Source organism: Anaerocolumna sp. MB42-C2 (assembly GCF_030913705.1).
In the GTDB taxonomy this organism is placed as follows: Bacteria; Bacillota; Clostridia; order Lachnospirales; family Lachnospiraceae; genus Anaerocolumna.
The window spans coordinates 5,329,739-5,353,751 of sequence record NZ_CP133190.1; the positions used below are offsets into that span (position 1 = coordinate 5,329,739).

A 24,013-nucleotide genomic window follows, 5' to 3' on the forward strand; every position below is an offset into this window, starting at 1 on the left:
TGATTTGATGAGTTTTGTTTATGGGAAAGATTATGATGAATCTAATCCTATTAGTATTGAAAAATATGCACAAAAACTGATTGGAAAAACATTTAATCAGATTTGTGAAGAAGATATAATGGAATTTATGGTAGTCAGATCAAATTTAAATTATGAAGTTGATCATGAAAATAAAAATAGAAAAGGTGGCTTGGGTGAACTGGTAGAAGAAAGATTTTTCCATTACCAGACAAATAATAATTCAAATCCAGATTTTGATAAAGCAGGTGTAGAATTAAAAGTGACACCTTATAAAATCAATCAAAATGGTAGCATATCTGCAAAAGAACGTTTGATTATTACGATGATAGATTATTTTGCTGTAATTGAAGAAAGATTTGAAAGTAGCCATTTATGGAAAAAAGCTAATTTGATTCTATTAGTCTATTATCTATATCAGCAAGAAATAATGAATCGTCTAGACTACAAAATTGGTTATGTAAAATTGTTTACTCCACCTGTTGAAGATATACAGATAATAAAACATGATTTTGAATTGATTGTTGAGAAAATATGTGCTGGAAAGGCGCATGAACTTTCAGAGGGAGATACTTTATATCTAGGTGCGGCACCTAAAGCTGCATCTTCTAAGGATAGACGAAAACAGCCATGTAGCGATGAATTGGCAAAGCCAAGAGCATTTGCATTTAAGAATTCATATATGACATATGTTTTGAATAATTATATTATACCAGGTAAGACGACATATGAACCTATTGTAAAAGGTAATATTGAGAAATCGTTTGAAGACTATGTAATTGAAAAAATACATGCGTACAGACATTGTAGTGCTGAAGATTTATGTAAGAAATTTAAGATTGATTTTAAAAGAAAGCCGAAAAATTTGGAAGCTATGCTTGCATATAGAATTCTTGGGATTAAAGGTAATAAAGCAGAAGAATTTGAAAAAGCAAACATTGTTGTAAAAACAATTCGTATAGGTAACAACAATAAAATTAAGGAGAGTATGTCCTTTCCTACATTTATGTTTAAAGAACTGATTAAAGAAGAATGGGAAACATCGACATTTGGTACATATTTAAGCGAGACAAGATTTTTGTTTGTAGTTTATAAATTTGATGAAAATAATATTCTTCGATTAGAAGGGTGTCAATTTTGGAATATCCCATATAATGATTTAGAGGTAGAAGTACATTCTGTATGGAATAAAACGGTACAAGTAATTAAAGAAGGATTGCAAATTACACAAAAGAATGGAAAGAATTATAATAATTTTCCGCATGCATCAGATAATAGGGTTTGCCATGTCAGACCACATGCATTGAATGCACAGGATACGTATGAATTGCCGGATGGACGACATTATCCCAAACAATGCTTTTGGTTGAATAATTATTATATTATGTCCCAGTTGAACTATGAATTTTTAGAAGAGGAATAATAGTTATGATTGTAAAAACATATTCTTATCGTTATGCAGAAGAAATATTGCAGAACCCCAAATATTTAGATGCATATAAGGAAATTATAGATATCTGTAAAAAATGCCCGGTTCCAGTTTTTAAGGGAAAGTCCTCAAAACAGGCAAAGAAGGATGTCATTCAACAGGTAATGAATACATATTTTAAAGTCGCTTTCCTGCAAAGAGGTTGGGAAGATGAACCTTTGGCGACACCAGAGGACAATGAAGATGTATTGCGTTCTGATTTTAGAAAGAAATTTGAAAGAAGAAATGAAGATAGTGGACCCATTATTTTGCAGATTGAAGTTGAATTTGGAAATATAGCGAGTGCATACCGTAATTATTTTAAATTCCAATTGTCTTATTCATATGGATTAACAGATGTTTGTATATTAATACTACCATCTCAACATTTGTCTACAAGAATAGATTCTGGTGTGGCAAATTTTGAAAAAGCGCTTAGAGAAATCCCTGCAGCAAAATTATCTATTACTGTGCCAATCCTTATAGTTGGACTATATGATATGGATGATATTGGGCATATGGTTGATGAATGGAATATTAAAAATCAAGGAATAGAAATAGCAATTGCTAAGAATGTGAGAAAAGAATATAATGCTAGACATCTTGCAATGATTCAGGAGTATATTAATAGAATAGCTAATGAATAAAAAACGGAAGGTTAAATAGCCTTCCGCTCTTCATTTTCAGGAGTAATAGATTCATGTTCAAAAATATGATTTAAGTAATTTCCCATTTGAGTAATTAGACCAACTACTAATGCATTACCCATACAGAAATATCTATTTCTTTCTGCCATCCCTGTATTTGTCCAGTCATCTTCGAATCCTTGAATTCTCTCAGCTTCTATTGGAGTGAGTAAACGATAATTCTTAGTTATAGGGTCTTCAATTACATGTGTGCTTCTATTTGATGTTGCCTCACTTGTTAACATTGTTCGAGCTGGTTTGTCAAGAGGGTCAGGGAAAGCAATAGGACCTTCTGAAAATATATATGTATAACCGGTTTTACTAGTACGTTCGATTTTCTTTGCACCCTTTAAATATTCCCATTTACTTAAATCATTGCCTAAGTAATATTTCTCACTGACACCATGAGTGACAATATCTTGTAATTTAGTTGATTCCTTATAAATTGGAGTAGTACCACAAGTATATATTGTTCCATCGCACATAAATCCTGAATTTTCAAAACTACATGAAAACTTTTCTGTTACGTCGGCCAAGTCGGTATATTCCAGAGCACTTTCCTTTAACTCATTACTAGCTACAATAGGAAATGCATTTGCGAAGAAGCCGATATTATTTATAATATAGATAGGATTTTTATCAATTCTATGTTGTGCAAAAGTAGTATCATTACGAAAAGCGAAGATAAAAGTACGACGTCTTCTCTGTGCAAAACCATAGTCAGCAGCATTTATTATTCTCCATTCAACGCTATATCCTAGTTTATTGAAACAAGTTAATATGATACCGAAATCTCTGCCACGTTGACTAGCAGGAGATTTCAATAATCTGTCAACATTCTCCAATAAGACAAATTTTGGGTGTTTAGCTTCTAAGATATCTCTTATATCCCACCAAAGAACTCCTTTCTTTCCATTAATACCAGTTGCTCCAGTCCTAGCAACTGAGTAGTCCTGGCATGGGAAACCTCCGACCAGTAGATTATGGTCTGGAATTGAGTATTTATCAATTGAGGAGATATCCTTATTTACATGATTTGGATTTTTTCCAAAATGAGAACAATAGCATTCAAAGGCAAACTGATTCTTTTTGCCTGGCTCCCACTGATTAGCCCATACAGTTTGCCAATCTTTTGATGAACGCTCTAACCCTAAACGGAATCCACCGACACCAGCGAATAATTCACATACGGTCTTATCTAGCATGGTTTTACCTCCATTAGTTAAGAAAAATACGAACGATCGTTCGTTATAAAAGTTATCATACTCTATAAATCATAAATTGTAAAGTAGAAGTTTATTTTTTATCCTTATACATAATACCATGAGAAAACGGTTCTGTAAAGATCGAAAATGAAATTTGGGAGAAAATTTTTGATAATTAATATTTTGTTTTGATGCGTGCCAGATGTGACAATCGAGTAACTTGAAATTATTACAAATATTTGCAGGAAGATTTATGTAACGTTTCATGTAATTGAATGCTAAAATACATTTAAATCATTAGTCATATGAATCCCAAGTTTAAATAATAGGTTTAGAAAAGGTCTGGATATAATGTATGATATTGCTACTGCAGAAATATATTATTATATGAATACCAGGAAGTGTAGATAATACTTAATATAAATTATAATTTTTATATTAGCAGAGTTTCGTAGCTAATAATAATAGTCTGTATTTTATTTAGCATTGTAACTATCTAGTTACAATATAACTGATTTATAGATGTATAATCAATCTATATTGTAACCTAGAAAGGAGAACATATATGCAACCCCCAGAAGAATCCAGAGAAGAAGTGATCCGTTTCCTTGAGTGGATCGAAGAAGATCCCACACAGTGGGAAGAAATTTTAGGAGAAAGAAGTGTCGACCCGGTTACGCCTGCGAAAACAATGGAAGACTGCGATGTATTAACTTTCAGCGGTTTATATAGTGTAATGATGATGATATTGTTCAGTGAAACCGACATAATCGCGATTAGAGCATTAAAGCGTCTAGCAGCCAAATCGTTGATCCAGAAGATTGAGGACATAGGTGCCCTGGAGACCTCCAAAGAAATCCTGGAACTCTTAAAAGAAGAGTGGGAAAGGAATGACCGGGAAACTATATAACAGAACAAAACTAGATTTATACAAAGCCGGAGAGGCACCGATAGTTGGACTATATTATGCAATGAATAAAAGTCAGGGCGCAATCCCCGGCTTTTGTTATGCCAAGCAATAAATCCCAGCAGAAACCCTGACTGAAAATCATATCCCATACCTGTGCATGTTGAACAATAAGGCAGGTTTAACAGGGGCATAAGACAGAATACATAACAACGGTAATAATCCTTATAAACCGCATAAATAAAGCATTTCTCCGTTATTTTATCCCTGTGCGAAAGTAACTGGTAATGGCCTTTTCGTTGTGCTGCTTTTAAAAAGTCTGCTTTTTCTGCGGGTTGACAAGAAGAGAAAGGTATGTTAAAAATGATATATTCCAAGCAGGACCGAAAGAGATTAATAACAATTTCTTCGGTACTCCACAAGGAAAGCACGAACTTAACCGGTTAAAAGTGCATGTAAGGAGAGGACAGGATCATATGGATAACTATGTTATTACCATTGCCAGGGGATTTGGCAGCGGCGGCAAAGAGATAGGACTTACGCTGGCCAAAGAACTGGGAATTAACTGTTATGAGAAAAGAATCCTTGAATTAGCTTCTGAATACAGCGGACTCTCACAGGAGATGTTTGAACGGGTTGATGAGAAGTTCAGCAGTGAGAAGATAAGAAAAGCACTGGCGAAGATGCCGGTAACAGGAGAGGTTTCCTCCCCGGCGTATAAGAGGTTCCAGTCGGATATTAAACTTTTTAATATTCAGGCACATATTATCAGAGAGCTGGCACAAAGCGAATCCTGTATCATTGTCGGTAAATGTGCTGATAACATACTGGCGAGTTATAAGAATGTCATCAGTGTATACATCGAAGCTCCAAGAGAATTCTGCAGGGCACGTATTATGGAGAAGTATTCCTGTACGGCGGATGAAGCAAACCGTCTGATCTATCAGACCGATCAGTACCGTGCCGAGTATTATAAGTATTACTCAGGCGGAAATGAGTGGACGAATGTAACGAATTACGATTTAACCATCAATATTGGCAGGACGGGTTTTGACAATGCAATTAACTTGATTAAGGATTATCTTAAATCAAAGCTTGGTAATGTCATTTCACAGGATATAAAAGTATAATAATGTAATAATGCGGTTGTTCAGCCGCAAAATAACAATCTAAATACAATGGTGTATAACAAGGAAAGCATTAGTGCCGACCGGTTATACACCATTTTTTTAACAGGAGGAAGATTATGAGAAAGACAGGAAAGAAATTAATAGGATTAGCAATGATCACCATGCTTGCGGTATCTTTGATGACAGGCTGCGGCAGCAAAACCGGAAGTACAAGTACCGGTGCGGAAAGTGCAGGCAGTAATACGGCAGGTACTAATAGTAGTACGGCTGATAATACGGCAAGTACGGAAAGCAGCGCAGATGGCAGTGCCGATACGACTTCCGCTGATAGTTCTGCCAATGGAGAACTGACCAAAGTAGTTGTATTAGGTGAATTCGATCCCCAGATATCCGGTCAGCAGATCATCGCAAAGGAAAAAGGATTTTTTGAAGAAGAAGGCCTGGATGTGGATCTGCAGCTCTTAACGGATCCATCGGTTTCCACGACCATGGTAGCTGCCAATGAAGCACAATTTTATTCTATTTCCAATTATCAGGCCATTAACCTGGTGGATAAGGGCAGTGAAGTCTGTCTGCTGGCACCGGTGGTTGATGCAGGTAATACACAGTGTGTGGTAGGCGGTCCCAATCTAAAGCTGACCAGCGCTAAGGATCTGGAGGGCAAAAAGATGGGTTATACCGACGGTGCGGGTGTAATCGTAGCGGTAAAAGCAATGTGTGATGATCTTGGGGTTGATTTTAATGCGATTAAATTAGTTAACCTGCAGGCTTCCGATATGTTAGCATCCCTTGAAAGCGGGGACATTGATTTCTTTGCAGCCTGGGAGCCATGGGGAATCAAAGCGGAAGAATTTGGCGGACACTACTTATTTACCGGAACCAAGTCCTATCTTCCGGAGAATGAGGGAGATGTGAGCTATCTTAACTTTGAAGTATGTATCGACGTATCCAAAAGCTTCTTAAACGAGAATCCAAAAGCCTGTGAAGCTTACGTAAGAGCTATGATGAAAGCCACCGATTACATAAACAGTAATCTGGAAGATGCTGCGGACATTATCGGTAAACAGATCAATCTGGACAAAGATACCTGCGTATCCATCATGAAGAAAAATGTATATAAGGTTACATATGACCAGACCTTTAAGGATTCCTGTGATTCCCTGGCACAGTATATGGCAGATTCCGGACTGAATACCGGTGTTGTGAAATTCGATTCTTTTGCCAATACGGACATTTTATCCGGTATCGATTCAAGTCTTGTAAGTTTTAAATAAGGATAAGGTTTTAGAAAAATCACTAAATTTTATGGGGTGCCGCGATATGCGGCAGCCCCCTATGTATTTTCTGTTAAGGAGGTATAAGAAGTGGCAGTACAGATTGAACATTTATACAAGGCATATGAAGAGCGTAAAGGGGAGATGTTTTACATCTTAAACGATGTAAACCTGGACATAGCTTCAGGAGAATTTATCTGCATCTTAGGTAAAAGCGGCTGCGGAAAATCAACACTTTTAAATCTCCTTGCAGGATATTTAAAACCGGATAAAGGTTGTATCAAAACAGACGGGAGGGAGGTTACCGGTCCCGGCGCCGACCGGGGTGTGGTATTTCAACAGCATGCATTATTTCCCTGGCTTACCGTAAGGAAAAATATTGAATTCGGGCTTAAATTAAAGCGAGAGAAACGGGCGGGGGAGATCGCTTGGGAGTATATTAAGATGGTCGGACTGGAGGATTATAAGGATGCTTATCCCATCGGACTATCGGGAGGTATGGCTCAGAGAGTGGGTATCGCAAGGGCTTTGGCGAACGAACCCGAGGTGCTTTTAATGGACGAACCCCTTGGAGCCCTGGATGCTTTGACCAGGGATTCCATGAGGCGGGAAATCGAGCGAATCTGGAAATTGACCAATAAAACAATTGTTTTTATCACGCATAGTGTTCCGGAAGCGGTCTATCTTGCCGACCGGGTCATCCTGTTAGATCAGGGCAGGGTTACCATGGATCAGCGGATCGAACTGGAGCGCCCGAGAGACATTATAAGTGAATGTTTTGTAAAATATGTGCAGCAATTTGAAAGTGCGATTACAGGCACTGATGCAAATGCCGTAATTACGGAATAGGGGGTCAGGTAATGAAAAAAGCTAAAAACAGTGTGTCCTATCAGACTGCGGCTGCCAATAAGGCAAAAAGGGATAAGTATTATAAGATCATTTCCTTGTGCGGATTTTTCCTCCTATGGGAGCTAATGTGCCGGATCAACCTCTCTCAAGGCTGGATCAATGCAAAGTTTCTTCCCATGCCGACAGGTATCATTACGGCAGTATACACTTACCTGTCAGACGGGACGCTCCTGGTTCACGTTGGTGTCAGCGTAAAACGTGTACTGACCGGTTATATCATTGGGGTACTGATTGCTGTTATATTAGGCAGTCTGATTGCCAGTTCCCGTATTATGGATAATGTCTGTTCGCCGGTCTTAAACCTGTTCGGGCCGATTCCGGTTATGGCGTTTCTTCCCATGTTTATCTTATGGTTCGGTATCGGTGAGAATTCCAAGTCCATCTTAATTGCTTATTCCACTGCCATCTATATGATTTCCTATGTGACAGAGGGAATTAAGAACACCGACCCGCTGCTTATACGGTCCGCTGCCAGTCTGGGTGCCACACCTCTGCAGGTATTCTTAAGGGTCAAATTCCAATCGGCTTTCCCGGGTATCTTCTTGGGAATGAAAGGGGCATTGGGTGCGGCCTTCGGAGCCATGGTCGTAGCGGAAATGATGGGTGCTTCCACCGGTCTCGGATACATTATCGTATTCTCTAAAAACTGGTTTAAAATGAATGATATGATTATGGCAGCCGTTTTAATCGGTTTGCTTTATTCCGTATTATTTGCAGTACTGACTGTGCTGGAACACAGGTTGTTTGACTGGAGGAATCAGAGCAAAGGCGGTGCAGTGGAGCAATAAGAAAAGGAGCTGGTTTGATTTATGTTTGATATAAGTATAAGAAACGGAAATATTGTAGAAGAAGACCGTGTCTATAAAGGAAATATCTATATAAAGGACGGTAAGATCGTATTGATTAGCGGGTGTGAGGAGCCGGTAACAGAGGTGTTAAGTGCTGCCCTGGTAATGGATGCGGCAGGTAAGCTTATCTTCCCGGGAGCGGTGGATGCCCATATGCATATCGGTGAATATCAGGCTGATTTTGAAGATATGCAGACCTCCACAATGGCTGCAGCGGCAGGAGGGATTACGACCTGTATCGATATGCCCCTTAATCTGAATTCCCCCTCCGTATTAAATCCGGAGATATTTAAAGCCAAACAGGAACGGTTAAGCAGGGAATCCTATGTGGATTTTAGTATGTGGGGAGCTTTGGTACCTCAGAATCTTAAGGAGTTGCCTGGCCTTAACAGAGCCGGAGCTGCCGCATTTAAGTGTTTCCTCTCGGGAGGGGGCAATGACTTTTCTGCACCCGATCTTGGAATGGTGAGAATAGCGCTTAAGGAGATAGAGGCCTTTAACGGTCTGGCCGGTTTTCACTGTGAAGATTATTCCATTACCAGGTTGGAAAGGGAATATGTCGTGAAGAATAAGATAAACGGCAGGCAGGCTTTTCTTAATTCCAGGCCGTTAGTCAGTGAATTGATAGCCACCCAGAATATTTTATTTCTGGCCGGAGAGACAAAAGCCAGAGTACACATATGCCATGTCAGCCATCCCAAGGTAGCGGCCCTGATAGAAAAGGCGAAAAACGAAGGCGTGGATGTGACGGCGGAGACCTGTTCCCATTATCTGACCTTCTCGGAGGAGGATTATCTTGAGAAAGGCTGCCTGTTTGGCTGTGCCCCGCCCTTAAGAGAACCTGCTGCCAGGGAGGGATTATGGGATTATGTGGCCAGAGGAGTTTTAAGCTGTGTGGCTTCGGATCATTCCCCCGGCATGCCGTATAACCGGGATGATAGAAACCAGCCTACGTATGAATCAGGGTTTGGAATCAGCAGTGTCCAGACGGTGTTTCAGACCGTATATGACCAGGGGGTAAATAAGAGAGGGTTTTCTCCCAATCTTTTAGCCAGTTGTCTGTCGGCTAATCCGGCCAGGCGATTTGGAATCTACGGGAGAAAGGGAGCGGTTAAGGTAGGATTTGATGGAGATATCGTTATCTTTGATCCGGAGAAGGAATGGAGAGTGGATGCAAAGCAGTTGTTTTATAAGCAGAAAATAACGGCATTTGACGGACTTAGCGGAAAAGGACTTCCGGAAACGGTTCTGATCCGCGGTGTTCCGGTGTTTCGTTCGGGTAAGATCCAAACAGAGAAAGGGTTCGGACGGTTTGTACCGGTTCAAAAGTAAGGGGGTGGAGCATGAAAGAGATTTATGAACGGTATACAAGGTATGTTGAGAAAAACAGGGATCAAATACTGAATACCTTTGATTATATCTGGCACATCCGGAAGTGGGTTATAAAGAATGGAAAACCAGTGGATATCTTAAGGAACAGTTTGTCAGATTGGGTTATGAGGTGAAAGAAGCCCAGGGAATACCCGGATTTACAGCTGAACTGGATACCGGTAGGAAAGGCCCGAAGATCGCGGTATTAGGTGAACTGGATGCTTTATTTTGTGAAAATCATCCTGCGGCGGACCCGGACACCGGAGCGGTCCATGCCTGCGGACATCTGATTCAGACTTCCGTTATGCTTGGAGTCGCTGCGGCTCTTAAAGAAGAGGGAAGCCTTAACGGACTCGCTGGTTCTATCATATTTGCAGCTGTACCTGCAGAAGAAACCATCGATCTGGAATACCGGAATCAGCTGATCGAACAGGGAGTCATCCGGTATGTGGCAGGTAAAATCGAATTTTTATACAGAGGACTTTTCGATGAAGTGGATTTGGCGATTATGTTTCATGCGGACAGCAGTGAGAATAAATTATTTAAGCTGATTGACGGAATGGACGGATGTATTACGAAACATATGGAATACAAAGGGGTGGCTTCCCATGCCGGGGGAGCTCCCCACAAAGGTGTCAATGCCTTATATGCGGCATCCCTTGGCTTGCAGGCATGTAATTCCTTAAGGGAAACCTTTCAGGAAAAGGATTATGTCAGGTATCATCCGGTGATAACCGGAGGCGGCGGTGCGGCTAATATCATACCGGGCCTTGTGAAACTGGATACCTACGTAAGAGCGGCAGCGATTGATAAGATGATAGAGGTGAACGACCGTATCAACCGGGCTTTGGCAGCTTCCGCAGCAGCACTCGGTGCGAAGGTGGTGATCGAAGACAAACCGGGGAACTTACCCCTGCACAGTAACAGGGAGTTGAATGATCTCTGTGAACGGGTAATCGAAGAGTTATTCGGAAAGAACAAGATTATCCATGCCGGATGGGACACCCAAAGCAGCGACATCGGCGATCTGTCCTCCCTGATACCGGTCATTCAGCCTTTATGTATGGGGGCGGAGGGAAAACAGCACGGCGATGATTATTATATCGGAGACCGGGAGAAATGTGTGATTAATCCGGCTAAAGTTCTGACCTGTATGATTTATGAGTTGCTAAAAGAGGAGGCGGCTTTAGCGAAAGATATAAAGCACAATTATAAACCGCTTTATCACACAAAAGAGGATTATTTTAAAGCAATCGATGCCATTGAAAGGAAAAGGGAGCTGGTGACCTATTTAGAGAACGGAGATGTCCTGCTAAAGCTCCAGTAATTCCTTAATATATAAAGCAAGGCGGAGACGGAATACATTACCCGTATCTTTCAGATCCATTCCCAGCAGTTTCTCCAACTGTTCCACCCGGTAGAACATGGTATTCCGGTGTATAAACAATGCTTTGGCAGCCTGGCTGATATTCAGGCCGTTGTCCAGATAGGAGAGCAGGGTTTTTAAGTTTTCATTCTCCGGGTCCTTTAAGTTGCCGGTGATGGGACTAAGGGTCTCACTGTAGATTTCCAACATTTTTTCATTGGTCAGGTTGGAGGTAAATAAATGATAGATATAATCATCGTTATAGGTATAGATCATGTCCTTAGCATGTAATTTCTGTCCGAGCTCCAATGCGGATATAGCCTGGGTGTAACATTTCTGGATGGTTAAGGCATCATGATAACATCCGCTGATGCCTGCTTTACAGATAATTCCTGCCTTGTTTAGTTCCGTACACAGGGCTTTGACCGTTTCACAGGCAGTTCGGCTGGTTTCACTCTGGCTTTTATAATTAGAAAAGAATATAAATAAAATAAAATCAATGTCGTAGACAGCCGAGGTATGATCAATGGATTTTTCATCCAGGTAAGAATCCAGCTGGTTAAAGACTTTACGCTCCAAAGCTCTTCGTTTGGCGATGGTAAGTTCGGCATAATTCTCGATGCGAAAGGTGACACATACCCGGTATTTCTTGTAATGAAAGCCGTTTTGTATGCAGGCAGGTTCGATTTCCGACTCATTTTTCAGTTTGCCGGACAAGAGGTTGTCGTAAAACAGATACCGGCTGCTTCTTACATTTTCCGTAAAAAGGCTGTTGGAAATCAGGGATACATGGATAATAGGAATAATATTCCTTATTAAGTCATAATCAAATGCCGTAAATTCCTGTTTCTCCTGTAGGAAGATCAGAAAACCGGAGAGGGTTTTCCCGCTGGTTATGGGAAATATCAAAAAGAAATATTCTTTATTGTTTTTGCTTAGTTTGTATTTGTGCACGGGAACCGGTTTTTCGGCCTGAAGGGTCTTTAAGTTCAGAATCACATTACTGGGAAAAAGGGTGTTGGTATTCTGGCTGAAAGGGTAAGGAAAGGTATCTTTTGACTGTATCGGAATGGAATATTCGATAATTTCAAAGTCATGATTGGTCAAAAAGGCCGCAGCTTGAAAAGAACCGGACAGGTTCTTAAGGAGCGGGGGAAGGCTGTGCTTTTTAAGGGCTGCTTCCGTAATACTTTTATAGAGATCGGCTGCTTTCTGGGTTTCCGACATTTCTTCCAGAAAGATATTGTGGTAGACCTGATTGGCGATTTCCTCCATGGTGCTGCCAAAGGGAATACAGAAGATAGGAAAACCCAGTTCATTGGACTGTTCCAGCATCTCGGAGGGCAGCTCATCCAGATAACGGTTGAGTTTAATACCAAGCCCTGCACAGTTTCGTTCATGAAGGTCGTAAATAATATGCCGATACAAGTCTGTAGAGGTAAAGAGATAACCCGTTGACAGAATAAGCTCGTTTTTTTTCAGCCACGGAACCGTGTCGGGATTATCCATGATATTGATGCCGACGATGGGATTGTCACCGCCGGTATTACCGGCAAGATAATACATTCCGTCCTTGGAGTTTTTGTCGATCAGCCAGTTAATAGTGGTTTTTGAAGCCATATGTTCCACACTCCTTAGTATTAGGGTACCGTAATCAGTTTATGAGGTGCAGACCTCTTAAGGTCGGGAGAAGTCTGTTCTTTCCTGACATAATAACAGGATTTGAGGTTACTGTCAAACACTGTTATTAGACCAGCTAAAATATTTATTAATAATCAATCTGAGTAGCCGAAAACCCAATGGAATCCGGCACTCCACTAAAAAAATCATATAGGCTTAGGGTGTCAAAACACAAAATTGACCTTTAGACACTCGAATTATAAAAAAACTAAAATAAAAAGGAAGTGTATAGTATGAGTTATCCAAAAGATTTATTATCATCAAGAGCAGTTGTAAAACCGGGTTTATGGGCAGTGCTTCCGGGGGATGGACTTGTAAACAACGTGATACCATATATAAAAGGCTGCAGAGTCAGTATCGTAGCTTCTCCCAAAATGGGAGCCGGTTTTGTGCAGTATGTTGTAGAGGCCGGTACTAACGGACATACGGTTTCTCCTTTTGCCGCAGAAGCAGAGGTGGAGGGGTTCCTTTATGTGATTAGGGGAGAACTTAAGGTGACGGCAGGAGAGCAGACGGTTACCCTGACAGAGGGAGGTTATGTGTATTCTCCGGCAGGAACCGGTATATCCTTTGTCAATCAGAGCGGCAGCGAATGTAAATTCTTGCTTTATAAGCAGGTTTATATCCCCTTGGAGGAAAAGATCAGTGCCAAAAGTCCTGAAATCATAATTGGTAATGTTAATGAGATTGAATACCGTATCTACGAAGAGATGGATAATGTATTGATCAAGGATCTGCTGCCGACGGAGCTGGAGTATGATATGAATATGCATATATTAGCCTTTAAGCCGGGCGGATGCCATCCGATTGTGGAGACCCATGTGCAGGAACACGGTGCTTATGTATTAAGCGGAGAGGGAATGTATTATCTGGACGACCGGTGGATGGGAATTAAGGAAGAAGATTTTCTGTGGTTTGGCCCCTATGTGGCACAGTGTGCCTATGGCGTAGGAACGGAGCTTTTTGCATACATTTATTCCAAAGACTGCAACAGGGATGTGGTATTTTAACCATATAAGTAGAGCGGCGGACATAAAGTTATCCGTTATGACTTAGGAGACAGAGGAGGAGAATCTATGTTACAAAAAGCGAATGTCACCAGGATAAGAGCCTGGCTGGAGAAGATCAATACCTTCAATTCCACACCGGGAGCCGGAACCACAAGAGTTTTATTTACGAAAGAAGAACTGGCTTCCAGAGCTTATATCAAAGAGGAAATGAATAAGCTTGGATTGGAAGTTTCGGAGGATGCCATCGGCAATCTATTTGGTGTGTTAAGAGGAAAAAATCGGAAGTTTGCTCCGGTCTGGACCGGGTCCCATATTGATACGGTATTAAATGCCGGTATGTTTGACGGAATGGCCGGTATTGTAAGCGGTATGGAAGCCTTACGACTTATTAAGGAATCGGGGATTGTGTTTAAAAGGGATTTAGCAGTTGTTGTTTATACCTCGGAAGAACCGACCAGATTCGGATTGTCCTGCCTTGGCAGCAGGGCTATGGCAGGAGAACTGACCTTAGAAGATACCAGATCTATCAGGGATGAAGAAGGAAATTCCCTGTATGAGGTACTTGGGACTCTGGGGTATGATTATAAAGAGTTTGCGGCAGTGAAGCGGGAGAAAGGGGATGTTTATGCGGCAGTGGAACTCCATATTGAACAAAACCTGCATCTGGATAAAGAGGGGATACCCATCGGGATTGTTAAGGGAATCTGTGCGCCTACAATCTACGAGGTGACGATAAACGGCTGTCAGTCCCATGCCGGAGGCACTTCAATGGGAGACCGGCATGATGCCTTTACGGCTGCCAGCGAGCTGACCTTAGTCCTTGAGAAATTAGCAAGAGAGTCAAAGGGAACCTATGTGACCGGAACCGTGGGTAAAGTAAATGTATTACCCAATGCGGTAAATGTAATTCCCGGTGAAGTGCATATGTCCATTGATATTCGTTCTATTGATGTAGAATCAAAAAAAATGGTTCTAAATAAACTATTTACGGAAAAAGAGCGGATTGAATCAGAACGGGGAGTGATCATCTCATTAGACTTGGAAAATGATGATATACCATTAAAATGTGATGAAAATATAATCCGTATCTTAAAGAATAACTGTGAAAATCTTGGTATAACCTATATGGACCTGATCAGCGGACCTTATCACGATAGTCTCTTTGTAGGAAGGTTTGCTAAGACTGCAATGCTGTTTGTTCCCAGTAAAAACGGGATCAGCCACAGTAAGGAGGAATGGACGGACTTTGAAGATATTGCCCTTGGTACGGATGTACTGGCCCATACGCTCCTGGAACTGGCCAACAAGGACAACTGACCCGGAATAGTGAATAGATAATAGTTGAAATACTCTGATAACAAAGGTATTATGTGTTATATATATGTGAAGGGCTTTTAAAATGATTGCAGCCCTTCACATGCTCTCTTTTTCCTCTCCACTGTTGAAGCAGCTTTTTCGTTTCTTTCCTACGCTTAATTACAAAAAACGGTTTGTCCGGATATTTGTGATGCAGTTCCAGCATTTTGAGTTTACGTGTTTTGGGGAAATTCCATACACCTTTTAAAACTCTTATAAATTCCAGATCAAACCTCTCCCGGAGATATACAGGCATATCCGAGCGCTTTTTGCCCAGTCTTTTTAAGACACCGGACAGACATACAAAACGGATGAAATAGAATAATCTTACCAATCCTTTTGAAGAGTATAATTCCAATCCAGGGTATAAGGGCCGTCCTTGTTCTCTTTCAAGTTCTGATATATTTGGATTCGGGCATAACTTTCGGATGTTTCATCTGTCATATCATCATCATTCCAGTACTGGAATCCGTAGAAATAACTTTGCATCATATCATCCCAGGAAGTATAAGTTTTCTGTAATTCTGAGGCGATTTCTAAGCTGGAATCCATGGCTTCCCCATAAGTATAATAACCGGCCAGGTAATACCAGGCACATAACTGCATTGCTCTTGACAGATCCCAGGCTTTTATGGCATTATCGCCATATTTTTGGGCGGAATCATAGATACCCAGATAATAGGATTTGTCTAAATCGGTATAAGATTCATCCGATAAGGCATTCATTAATTCCTCTCTGGAATATTCATCTAATTTATTATCATGATAAGCAGCAAGCAGCTTAGAATTATGTCCGCCGTCTTCGGTCAGCCATTTTAAGGTCTCATCAGCCGATGCTCTGTCGGTTACATCCCAGGAATCCTTTAGTCCCTTTTTCATCATTAACTTATTCATTTCATTACATTCGTAACCGCCGGTCAGATGATAATCAGCTTCGTTTCTTGTAGTAATTATGGCATAGGTGGCATTAAACCATTGTAACGTATCAGAGATGTCATTTTCAGGTGTTGATACTTCACCGGAATCAGCGGAAACACTCGGTTGGCTGCTCCCTGATGATTGATTCACCGGTTTGGTTCCGCAGCCGGTTAAGGCAAGTATCGTAATAATTACGGTTAATATGAATCTTTTTTTCATGTTAATTTCCATCCTTTGTATAATTGTTAGTCGTGTTTTATAGTAACAAATTCTTTAGTAAAGGTTAATGGGAAAATAGTAGGAGAGCTTTAGACCGTGTGGAATTTATATAAACTTTGAACCGGATAATGCGGGAACACGTTAATAGACTAATAAATTAAACTATTACTTGACAATAGTCCATTTATTTAATATAATCATAATCAGGATAAAGATGTCTGAATTTTACAATTCAGACACCTTTTTTTTCTTAATCCCTGAAACAGGGTTGTAGAGAGAGGTGACATTATGATTAAAATGGAAAATGTTAACAAATTTTTTGGGGATCTGCATGTACTTAAAGATGTCAACTTAGAGGTAGCAGAAGGGGAAAAGCTGGTTATCATCGGGCCATCCGGTTCCGGTAAATCCACAGCGGTTCGTTGTTTAAACTTTCTGGAAGAACCGACCAGCGGTCATGTATACATTAATGGAGAGAAGCTGACATCAAGGAACAAGACAAAAGTGGTCAGGGAAACCACGTCTATGGTTTTTCAGCAGTTTAATCTCTATCCTCATATGACCGTATTAAAGAATCTGACTTTAGCACCTCTGAAACTACATCACAAAAGTAAAAAAGAAGCGGAAGATATGGCGTATCATTATCTTGATATTGTCGGACTCAGGGATAAAGCATTTGTCTATCCGTCAACTTTGTCCGGCGGGCAGCAGCAGCGTATTGCCATTGCCAGAGCCTTATGTGCGCAGACAAAAATTATTTTATTTGATGAACCGACATCGGCGCTGGACCCTGAGACGATCCAGGAAGTACTGGATGTTATGATCAAATTGGCGAAAGAAAATATTACAATGGTGGTAGTTACCCATGAGATGGGTTTTGCCCGCCAGGTGGCGGACCGAATTGTATTCATGGCAGACGGCCAGATCATTGAAGAGGGAGTACCCGAACATTTTTTCACAAATCCTGAAAATGACAGGGTAAAACAATTTTTAGGTAAGATCATCCGCTAACGTGGATGATAGGAAGAAATTAATATCCGGGTAACATTTAAACTGAATCAAATTTTAAAGGAGGAGAATTTATGAAACATTTAAAAAAATATGTAAGCCTTATACTTAGCGTACTTTTACTGACCTCCCTTTTGGCGGCATGTAAAGGGAAAGAAAGCGGTACGGATACACCGTCATCCACAGGTGATAACAGCGGTGCAGCGACTACGAAGAGCACCGGCGGTGCAGATACTGGGGCTTCAGAATATCCCGCAGATGTGCAGGCAATCATAGACCGTGGCGTGTTAAAGGTCGGAGTTAAAAATGCGGTTATCGGTTTCGGTTATCAGGATCCGTTGACTCAGGAGTACAGCGGACTTGAGATAACTCTGGCTCAGAAAATTGCAGAGAAACTCGGTGTAGAAGTTGAATATACTGCCGTTACTGCAGCAACACGTACAGAATTACTGGATTCAGGCGATATCGACTGTGTTCTGGCTACCTTTACCATCACAGATGAAAGAAAGCAAAGCTGGGATTTCTCCACTCCTTATTTTACAGACTATGTTACCGTTTTAGTTGAAAATGCTTCCGGTATTAAATCACTGGACGGGTTAGTGGATAAGACCGTGGGTGTTTCTTCCGGTTCGACATCAGCAAAAGCTTTGGTAAAAGCTATGATTGAGGGCGGATTCATTAAGGGTGATAATTTTAATGAAGATACCTTTGATCCCGCAACCTGGAAAGAGGGCGTTGCATTCCATCAATATGATGATTATCCTACAATCTCTACCGCATTAAGCGCCGGAGAAATCGATGCATTTTGTGTAGATAAATCCATCCTTGCAGCATATAATTCAGACAGCAGATCTTATATCGAGGATAAGTTCTCTCCTCAGGATTATGGTGTAGCTACGAAAAAAGGTTCAGGATTATCCTCTGTTGTTGATGAACTGGTGAAAGGCTGGCTGGCAGATGGAACGATTAAAGGATTAATTTCAGAAAACGGATTAGAGTAACATTTAAGTTTTTTACAGGAAGTCTTACAGGGGGATGCTGCAAAATAGTCAATTTACTGAACTTGCTTCCGGGATAGGATTTATATCTGTGAGTATAATCTTATTCTTTTGCAGGTAAGTTGGTTTGAATCTTGTAGCATCCCCTGATTTATCTGTTACCGAGATACGTATTCGGTCCCGGTTTTGTCCGGTTCCGGCTCTTTATTAATTAAGAGCACTTTCAGAAACTCTTATATATATTGCATACATCTTTACGGCTGATTTTCATCCGGCTGCACACAAATTTATCAACGTAGACTCCACGTACGCCTCATAAAATTGTGCACATCTGATGGATAATCATCTTACAAAGCAACATACAAAGAGTTTCCGAGAGTACTTATAACAGGAGGAAAATGGAGTGGATAGTTTATTTTCTATAACTGCCTGGGAAAAGGTATGGACATACCGTTCCACCTTTTTATTAGGTTTATATAATACCGGCAGAATGGCATTGTTCGCGTTGCTGTTATCCATGATTTTAGGAATCGTATTCGGTTTGATGGCCACCAGCGGCAAGAAAGCTCTGGAAGGAATCAGCCGAATTTATGTGGAGTTGATTCAGAACACTCCTCTTATTCTTCAGCTGTGTTTCCTGTATTATGCATTGGCATTTACGGGCAGAAGTCTGGGGATTATCGTTACAGGTATTATAGCCCTTGGTGTTTATCATGGAGCTTATATGGCAGAGGTTGTCCGTGCCGGTATCGGGGCTATTCCCAAAGGCCAGTTTGAAGCTGCCGATTCACAGGGCTTTCATTATATGGAAAAGATGTATTATATTATTTTACCGCAAAGTATCAAGATCATTCTTCCGCCTATGGTAAATCAGGTGGTCAATCTGGTTAAGAATACTTCATGTCTTTATATCATCGGAGGAGCGGATCTGATTTCGCTGACATACAGTTTTGTAACAGGAGCTTCCACAGGAGGGGCGTATGCACCCGCTTATCTGGTAAGCGGTCTTTTGTTTTTTGCTGTTTGTTTTCCGCTTTCAACTTTGGCAAGTGTATGGGAGAATTCACTTAAAAAGAGAGATCAGAAGACAGTTGATACGGGCAAAGGCATAACGGATGGGATGGTGGCTAAATAATGAATACATTAGAAGGTAGTTTATCTATACTAAAAAATCCGGCAGTCCTTAATTATATATTTAAAGGTGTTGCTTTTACAATTATACTATCGGTCATTGCTGTTGGTATCGGTGTTCTTTTGGGTTCGGTTCTTGCGCTTGTGAGAAATTATTGTACCTCCCGTAAAACACGTATTTTTAAATGGCTGGCAGTAGCATATATTGAAATCTTCAGAAATACTCCGCTGCTGTTATGGATCTTCATATGTCTGGTGTTTTTTCCTTTTCCGGAATTTTTATCCAGAAAGATGTTCGGTCTTACTTCCGTAGAGGTCAAACTGTTGTTCAAAGGGGCGGCGGCACTTATTTTGTTCACCTCTTCCGTTATTGCTGAAATTATAAGAGGGGGATTAAACTCAGTGGCACAGGGGCAATTTGAAGCCGGGCATTCCCAAGGGTTTAATACCGTACAGATCATGATTTATATCATATTGCCGCAGGCTTACAGAAATATTATCCCAACCCTGTTAAGCCAGGTTATCACAACAATCAAGGATTCTTCTTATTTAGCCAATATTGCGGTTATTGAGTTGATGGCAAGGGTCAAGACGTTATTAAGTGCGGCTAATAAATACAACGGCACCGGATCGGTGAATGTATCGGATGTTTTTGTATTATTAGGTTTTGCAGCGGTTATTTATTTCATTATTAATTTCACTTTGTCTTCCCTGGTAAGGTATATGCAGAAGCATCCCCGTATACCAAAGAGTACAGCACGTACAACTTAAACCGAGGTGTGCAGGCGGGAGATAGAAAGAGAGGTCTTATATTGGAGAATTATGTAGTTACCATTTCAAGGCAATTTGCCAGTTTTGGCCGTTCCATTGCACAAAAAATGTCTGAGGAACTGCAGATTGAATTTTACGACAGGGATATAGTGGAAGCGACCGCAAAAAGGATGGGTCAGCCGATACCAGTTATCAGTAATGAAGAGGAGAATTCGAATTCCATATTCTTTAGAAGAAAATATCCCCTGGGAATGGGGGTAGCCAACATACAGGACGAGATTTTTAACGTTCAGACCAATATCATACGGGATATCGCCAAGAGGGAGTCCTGTATCATCGTCGGGCGTTGTGCGGGCAGTGTGCTCAAAGATTATGCCAAATGTTTAAACATCTATATCTATGCACCTTATGAATGCAGACTAAAAAATTGTACGGAAAGTTTACAGATGGATCCTAAAGTCACTAAGAAGATGATTAAGGAAATAGACAAAGCACGAGAGAATTACCGATACCGTTATTGTCCGGAAGTGGCTAATGTCTATGACGGGTATGATGTTATGATCGACAGCAGCCGGTTCGGTGTAGACAAGACTGCAAAAATTTTAGTAGATATTGTGAAAAGTACGCTTTTAACATAAACAGATAGTCGGAGAAAACAGAAAATACCTGATTTAGATAGTACCTGGTGCAGGTGTTATCTGAAGCAGGTATAATAAATGAGGGCAGGGAATATTTATTCCCTGTTTTTTATAATGTATTCAGGTGATAATCTGAATTCCGGGAGGAGAGCAGCACCGAGGTACGACAGTAACAATAAGGCACACGGAGACAAAATCATGTCTTCCCCTGTGCGATAGGTTTTGTTAATAGAATTTACTTCTAATAAATTAATTATATATCCTCCTCATTTGAGCGGATGCCTGCATTCTTTCGGTAGACCAGATATGCTGTCAATTCATATAAACAGGCGAACAGCAAAGCGGCACAGGAAACCTTTGTTAATCCCATAATACCACCAATGCCAAATCCAAAAGTGAAGGCGAGGACAGCAGCGCCACCCAAAAAGACAATTCCAGAAAAAGCAACCAGAAGCCCCCTTTGCATGAATGTATTTGCACACAAGGCTATTATAAAATATAGGATACTCTCCAATAGCAGTAATCCACCAAGATAAACTGGGGTTACTCGAATCATCAAATGTCTAAAAATAATGGATTGGATTACTACCACAATCAGCAAAACAGCAACCAGGAGGCTAAAATAACGGAGAGGCGAACACATTTTCTTATCCTTAATATGATTTACGGCACACTCCCTGGCAAAACCCACAATACGCCAGATACCGACCGTAAGCATATATCCGACAATCATATAGAACATCCCGTTAAGATAAAAGTCAGGCAGCGTTAACAGAATCATCCCCAAGACGCCCCAAAATGACGCTCGAAACAGTGCATACTTCGTTAAATTCTTAAATAGTAATGAATACAAAATAAATCCCACCTTTCTATAAAGGTAGATTAACATCTGCTCCTTACTCCTATATGAATTCTTCCTTACATTTTAGTAAGATTCAAAAAATTCATTACAAATACGCTTCCTTCACCTAAAATGCTGTCTACCGTAATACTGCCGTCGTGTGCCTCCAGGATTGTTTTTGCAAGAGGTAGTCCAAGACTGATAATACCTTTCAAAAGCTCTTTTACTTTCTGTTCTTTCATTGCATGAGCATTGAGTGCCGTAACCAAAGTGTTACTTCATGGAAAAGTTTATTCAGGCTGCTTTCCTTGTCGCAATCAATTCGGATATCTGTATTTCCTGATAGTTATAAATTGATTTTGAGATATAGCTTCTTCAATAATCTGCAAGATGAAACGTAAAATATAATTTCATCTTTGATTTATTTTTTTATATGATTTATAATAGAACTAACTTATCGGTAGTTGTATTAACCGTTTCTGTTTAAGGCAATATCATAAAATAAATTATGGAATCAAAGAATGAAAGAAAATATAAACAAAGAAAGGCAGCCACAATGAGATTCTTTCACTCTTTTTTATTTGTGGCAGTATCGCAGAAAAGTCTGCGATATGCAATGGGTGTAAACTATGAATAGAAAAGAAGTTTTTGAGATAAAAAGCCGGTTAAAGAAAACCGGATGTACTTTTACGAAGATGTGCGGATGTTATGTTAACTCAGAGAGAGAAATCGTGTTAAGACTTAATGAAACATTTTTAAATCTGGAGGAAGAAGAATATTATAAATATCTGGATATAGCAAAAAAAACACTCTCAGGAACTTTGGGCAACAATCTGTTGGAACTGGCATTTCCGTTAGAGGAAGAAAAACCGGGCGGCAAACAACAGTTTTTAATGGGACTTAAGGAAAGTAAATTAAAAAATGAAGAGCTGTTAGAGGCTTATTATCAGCTTATTATTGACAGTTATGATTATGCGGGAAATTACCTTATCTTAGTTTTTCATGATGCTTACGATGTTATGACAAAAACATCGGATAACCGCAGACTGGATGAATCGGAAGAAGTATATGAATATTTAATTACGGCAATCTGTCCGGTCGCATTGACTAAGCCTGGGCTTGGTTATCTGGAAGACGAGAACAAAATCGGACCCAGAAAACGGGACTGGGTTGTGGGAGCACCTGAGAACGGTTTTATCTTCCCGGCATTTACGGACCGCAGTACGGATATTCATTCCGTTATGTTTTATGAGAAAAATCCTGTGGAACCCCATAAAGAATTAATGGATCTGGTACTTGGCTGTCCGGTAAAAACTACCGGTGCCGAAAAGAAAAATATCTTTCAGAATATAATTAAAAATTCCGTAGCCGATTCCGAAAAAAGCACCAGGATCTTTAGTGATATCCAGGAAAGTCTGGGACAGCTTGCAGAGGAGCAGGCAGCGGCAGCAGAAGCCACGGAAGAACCTGTTGTATTGACAGGTGAAACCGTCCAGGAGATCCTGGCTGAAACTGACCTGTCAGAAGAACTCATAACTAAAATTGAAACGGCCTATACGGAGAATTTCAGTGAGGAGCCGCCTGCCATTGAACACTTAATTGATAAAAAGATATTAGCCGAAAACGAAAAACATAAAGTCGAAAAAGCCCTGGTAGAAAAAGTTCAACAACTGCAGGTGAAACTGGAAGAAGTAACGAAGGGAGCCGGTACTTTTAAGGCTTATGGAGATACTGAAAACCAATCAGAGGAAGAACCAGATTTTGGATATGATGTCACCACCGACGAGGACTATGATATTATTCTTCAGGTGAAACCTGAGAAAATGAATCAGATCACCTCCCAGATTATTGAGGGGAAGAAATATATTATGATTCCGGTGGAGGAAGATGAGCAGGCCAAAGTGAACGGTACGATGATTTCTTAAGTTTACATATAGATCAACCTGCCCGGATAAAGAAGAGAAGATAGAGTATTATTTTATATATTAACTTAAGATAAGGATGCCTGAAGGTTTAGTTCAGACATCCTTTAATAAATTATTCCAATTTACTAATTGACAAAGTTGAAATCAGGGTATATTATTATGTTAAAATATATCGAAACGATATATAACAAAACGATATAATATAGAATCAAACAAAGGAGGCAAAGTGAGTGGTCTCGCATATGACCTGCAGGCCTAAAACCTCGGATACGAGGCTTGAGAAGGATAACTAAAAAATGTTATTCTTCAAGATTTTACCCAGAAAATCATACCCAG

At 40.3% G+C, this 24,013-nt stretch carries 23 protein-coding genes; 18 read left to right on the plus strand and 5 right to left on the minus strand.

Translation table 11 applies throughout. The features are described from left to right. Positions 1–7: 7 nt before the first annotated feature. On the plus strand, positions 8–1,441 hold the full coding sequence (locus RBU59_RS23515; RefSeq protein ID WP_308144907.1) for a Sau3AI family type II restriction endonuclease: 1,434 nt from the start codon (positions 8–10) through the stop codon (positions 1,439–1,441). A gap of 5 nt (positions 1,442–1,446) precedes the next feature. Further along, positions 1,447–2,133 carry a BglII/BstYI family type II restriction endonuclease gene (locus RBU59_RS23520; protein ID WP_308144908.1) on the plus strand — a complete coding sequence of 229 codons (687 nt, stop codon included), beginning with the start codon at positions 1,447–1,449 and terminating at the stop codon, positions 2,131–2,133. 11 nt (positions 2,134–2,144) lie between these two features. Here RBU59_RS23520 and dcm read toward each other — a convergent pair whose 3' ends face one another. Next, entirely contained in the window at positions 2,145–3,377 is a 1,233-nt protein-coding gene (gene dcm, locus RBU59_RS23525; protein WP_308144909.1) for a DNA (cytosine-5-)-methyltransferase, read from the minus strand. A gap of 565 nt (positions 3,378–3,942) precedes the next feature. Here dcm and RBU59_RS23530 point away from each other — a divergent pair. From RBU59_RS23530 to RBU59_RS23565, 8 genes are all read left to right on the plus strand, one after another. Beyond that, entirely contained in the window at positions 3,943–4,287 is a 345-nt protein-coding gene (locus RBU59_RS23530) for a hypothetical protein (protein ID WP_308144910.1), read from the plus strand. 473 nt (positions 4,288–4,760) lie between these two features. Next, positions 4,761–5,414 carry a cytidylate kinase-like family protein gene (locus RBU59_RS23535; RefSeq protein WP_308144911.1) on the plus strand — a complete coding sequence of 218 codons (654 nt, stop codon included), beginning with the start codon at positions 4,761–4,763 and terminating at the stop codon, positions 5,412–5,414. 116 nt (positions 5,415–5,530) lie between these two features. Continuing rightward, a complete protein-coding gene (locus RBU59_RS23540) occupies positions 5,531–6,688 on the plus strand; it encodes an ABC transporter substrate-binding protein (protein ID WP_308144912.1) in 1,158 nt (385 codons plus the stop codon). A gap of 90 nt (positions 6,689–6,778) precedes the next feature. Next, positions 6,779–7,537: an ABC transporter ATP-binding protein gene (locus RBU59_RS23545; protein WP_308144913.1), complete on the plus strand. Its 759-nt coding sequence runs from the start codon at positions 6,779–6,781 to the stop codon at positions 7,535–7,537. An 11-nt stretch (positions 7,538–7,548) separates the two neighbouring features. Beyond that, positions 7,549–8,385, plus strand: a complete 837-nt coding sequence (locus RBU59_RS23550; protein WP_308144914.1) for an ABC transporter permease — start codon at positions 7,549–7,551, stop codon at positions 8,383–8,385. Positions 8,386–8,406: 21 nt separating this feature from the next. Beyond that, a complete protein-coding gene (gene allB / locus RBU59_RS23555; protein ID WP_308144915.1) occupies positions 8,407–9,777 on the plus strand; it encodes an allantoinase AllB in 1,371 nt (456 codons plus the stop codon). 11 nt (positions 9,778–9,788) lie between these two features. After that, positions 9,789–9,950, plus strand: a complete 162-nt coding sequence (locus RBU59_RS23560) for a hypothetical protein (RefSeq protein WP_308148670.1) — start codon at positions 9,789–9,791, stop codon at positions 9,948–9,950. After that, positions 9,881–11,143 carry an amidohydrolase gene (locus RBU59_RS23565; RefSeq protein WP_308144916.1) on the plus strand — a complete coding sequence of 421 codons (1,263 nt, stop codon included), beginning with the start codon at positions 9,881–9,883 and terminating at the stop codon, positions 11,141–11,143. The genes RBU59_RS23560 and RBU59_RS23565 overlap by 70 nt, the downstream gene beginning before the upstream one ends. Here the strand turns inward: RBU59_RS23565 and RBU59_RS23570 are convergent. Further along, positions 11,129–12,802: a PucR family transcriptional regulator gene (locus RBU59_RS23570; RefSeq protein WP_308144917.1), complete on the minus strand. Its 1,674-nt coding sequence runs from the start codon at positions 12,800–12,802 to the stop codon at positions 11,129–11,131. The genes RBU59_RS23565 and RBU59_RS23570 overlap by 15 nt on opposite strands. Positions 12,803–13,095: 293 nt before the next feature. On the opposite strand from RBU59_RS23570, the gene allE reads away from it, so the two are divergent. Together allE and RBU59_RS23580 are read left to right on the plus strand one after the other, a co-directional pair. After that, entirely contained in the window at positions 13,096–13,872 is a 777-nt protein-coding gene (allE, locus tag RBU59_RS23575; RefSeq protein ID WP_308144918.1) for a (S)-ureidoglycine aminohydrolase, read from the plus strand. A 66-nt stretch (positions 13,873–13,938) separates the two neighbouring features. Further along, positions 13,939–15,189 (plus strand): M20 family metallo-hydrolase, encoded by a 1,251-nt coding sequence (locus RBU59_RS23580; protein ID WP_308144919.1) that lies wholly within the window; start codon positions 13,939–13,941, stop codon positions 15,187–15,189. 366 nt (positions 15,190–15,555) lie between these two features. On the opposite strand, the gene RBU59_RS23585 is transcribed toward RBU59_RS23580, so the two are convergent. Beyond that, positions 15,556–16,365, minus strand: a complete 810-nt coding sequence (locus RBU59_RS23585) for a DUF1266 domain-containing protein (protein WP_308144920.1) — start codon at positions 16,363–16,365, stop codon at positions 15,556–15,558. A gap of 288 nt (positions 16,366–16,653) precedes the next feature. Here RBU59_RS23585 and RBU59_RS23590 point away from each other — a divergent pair, with 288 nt between their 5' ends. The 5 genes from RBU59_RS23590 to RBU59_RS23610 all read left to right on the plus strand — a co-directional run bounded on the left by RBU59_RS23590 (position 16,654) and on the right by RBU59_RS23610 (position 20,911). Beyond that, on the plus strand, positions 16,654–17,376 hold the full coding sequence (locus tag RBU59_RS23590) for an amino acid ABC transporter ATP-binding protein (protein ID WP_308144921.1): 723 nt from the start codon (positions 16,654–16,656) through the stop codon (positions 17,374–17,376). A 71-nt stretch (positions 17,377–17,447) separates the two neighbouring features. Further along, a complete protein-coding gene (locus RBU59_RS23595) occupies positions 17,448–18,374 on the plus strand; it encodes a transporter substrate-binding domain-containing protein (protein ID WP_308144922.1) in 927 nt (308 codons plus the stop codon). A 400-nt stretch (positions 18,375–18,774) separates the two neighbouring features. Beyond that, positions 18,775–19,506: an amino acid ABC transporter permease gene (locus RBU59_RS23600; RefSeq protein WP_308144923.1), complete on the plus strand. Its 732-nt coding sequence runs from the start codon at positions 18,775–18,777 to the stop codon at positions 19,504–19,506. Beyond that, positions 19,506–20,273: an amino acid ABC transporter permease gene (locus RBU59_RS23605; protein WP_308144924.1), complete on the plus strand. Its 768-nt coding sequence runs from the start codon at positions 19,506–19,508 to the stop codon at positions 20,271–20,273. Before RBU59_RS23600 ends, RBU59_RS23605 begins: the two co-directional genes overlap by 1 nt. Before the next feature lie 41 nt (positions 20,274–20,314). Next, on the plus strand, positions 20,315–20,911 hold the full coding sequence (locus tag RBU59_RS23610; RefSeq protein WP_308144925.1) for a cytidylate kinase-like family protein: 597 nt from the start codon (positions 20,315–20,317) through the stop codon (positions 20,909–20,911). 253 nt (positions 20,912–21,164) lie between these two features. On the opposite strand, the gene RBU59_RS23615 is transcribed toward RBU59_RS23610, so the two are convergent. Then, entirely contained in the window at positions 21,165–21,764 is a 600-nt protein-coding gene (locus RBU59_RS23615) for a hypothetical protein (protein ID WP_308144926.1), read from the minus strand. Between the two features lie 65 nt (positions 21,765–21,829). After that, entirely contained in the window at positions 21,830–22,021 is a 192-nt protein-coding gene (locus RBU59_RS23620; RefSeq protein WP_330698392.1) for a hypothetical protein, read from the minus strand. A 360-nt stretch (positions 22,022–22,381) separates the two neighbouring features. Between RBU59_RS23620 and RBU59_RS23625 the strand changes: the two genes are divergently transcribed. Continuing rightward, positions 22,382–23,677, plus strand: a complete 1,296-nt coding sequence (locus RBU59_RS23625; RefSeq protein WP_308144927.1) for a DUF4317 domain-containing protein — start codon at positions 22,382–22,384, stop codon at positions 23,675–23,677. Positions 23,678–24,013 lie beyond the last annotated feature (336 nt).

Bases quoted from the DNA above. Each gene is read 5' to 3' on its own strand.
- RBU59_RS23580 (WP_308144919.1), top strand. From the start codon at position 13,939: ATGTTACAAAAAGCGAATGTCACCAGGATAAGAGCCTGGCTGGAGAAG.
- RBU59_RS23530 (WP_308144910.1), top strand. From the start codon at position 3,943: ATGCAACCCCCAGAAGAATCCAGAGAAGAAGTGATCCGTTTCCTTGAG.
- dcm (WP_308144909.1), bottom strand. From the start codon at position 3,377: ATGCTAGATAAGACCGTATGTGAATTATTCGCTGGTGTCGGTGGATTC.
- RBU59_RS23590 (WP_308144921.1), top strand. From the start codon at position 16,654: ATGATTAAAATGGAAAATGTTAACAAATTTTTTGGGGATCTGCATGTA.
- RBU59_RS23520 (WP_308144908.1), top strand. From the start codon at position 1,447: ATGATTGTAAAAACATATTCTTATCGTTATGCAGAAGAAATATTGCAG.
- RBU59_RS23540 (WP_308144912.1), top strand. From the start codon at position 5,531: ATGAGAAAGACAGGAAAGAAATTAATAGGATTAGCAATGATCACCATG.
- RBU59_RS23570 (WP_308144917.1), bottom strand. From the start codon at position 12,802: ATGGCTTCAAAAACCACTATTAACTGGCTGATCGACAAAAACTCCAAG.
- RBU59_RS23560 (WP_308148670.1), top strand. From the start codon at position 9,789: ATGAAAGAGATTTATGAACGGTATACAAGGTATGTTGAGAAAAACAGG.
- RBU59_RS23585 (WP_308144920.1), bottom strand. From the start codon at position 16,365: ATGAAAAAAAGATTCATATTAACCGTAATTATTACGATACTTGCCTTA.
- allB (WP_308144915.1), top strand. From the start codon at position 8,407: ATGTTTGATATAAGTATAAGAAACGGAAATATTGTAGAAGAAGACCGT.
- allE (WP_308144918.1), top strand. From the start codon at position 13,096: ATGAGTTATCCAAAAGATTTATTATCATCAAGAGCAGTTGTAAAACCG.
- RBU59_RS23605 (WP_308144924.1), top strand. From the start codon at position 19,506: ATGAATACATTAGAAGGTAGTTTATCTATACTAAAAAATCCGGCAGTC.
- RBU59_RS23550 (WP_308144914.1), top strand. From the start codon at position 7,549: ATGAAAAAAGCTAAAAACAGTGTGTCCTATCAGACTGCGGCTGCCAAT.
- RBU59_RS23515 (WP_308144907.1), top strand. From the start codon at position 8: ATGAGTTTTGTTTATGGGAAAGATTATGATGAATCTAATCCTATTAGT.
- RBU59_RS23535 (WP_308144911.1), top strand. From the start codon at position 4,761: ATGGATAACTATGTTATTACCATTGCCAGGGGATTTGGCAGCGGCGGC.
- RBU59_RS23625 (WP_308144927.1), top strand. From the start codon at position 22,382: ATGAATAGAAAAGAAGTTTTTGAGATAAAAAGCCGGTTAAAGAAAACC.
- RBU59_RS23595 (WP_308144922.1), top strand. From the start codon at position 17,448: ATGAAACATTTAAAAAAATATGTAAGCCTTATACTTAGCGTACTTTTA.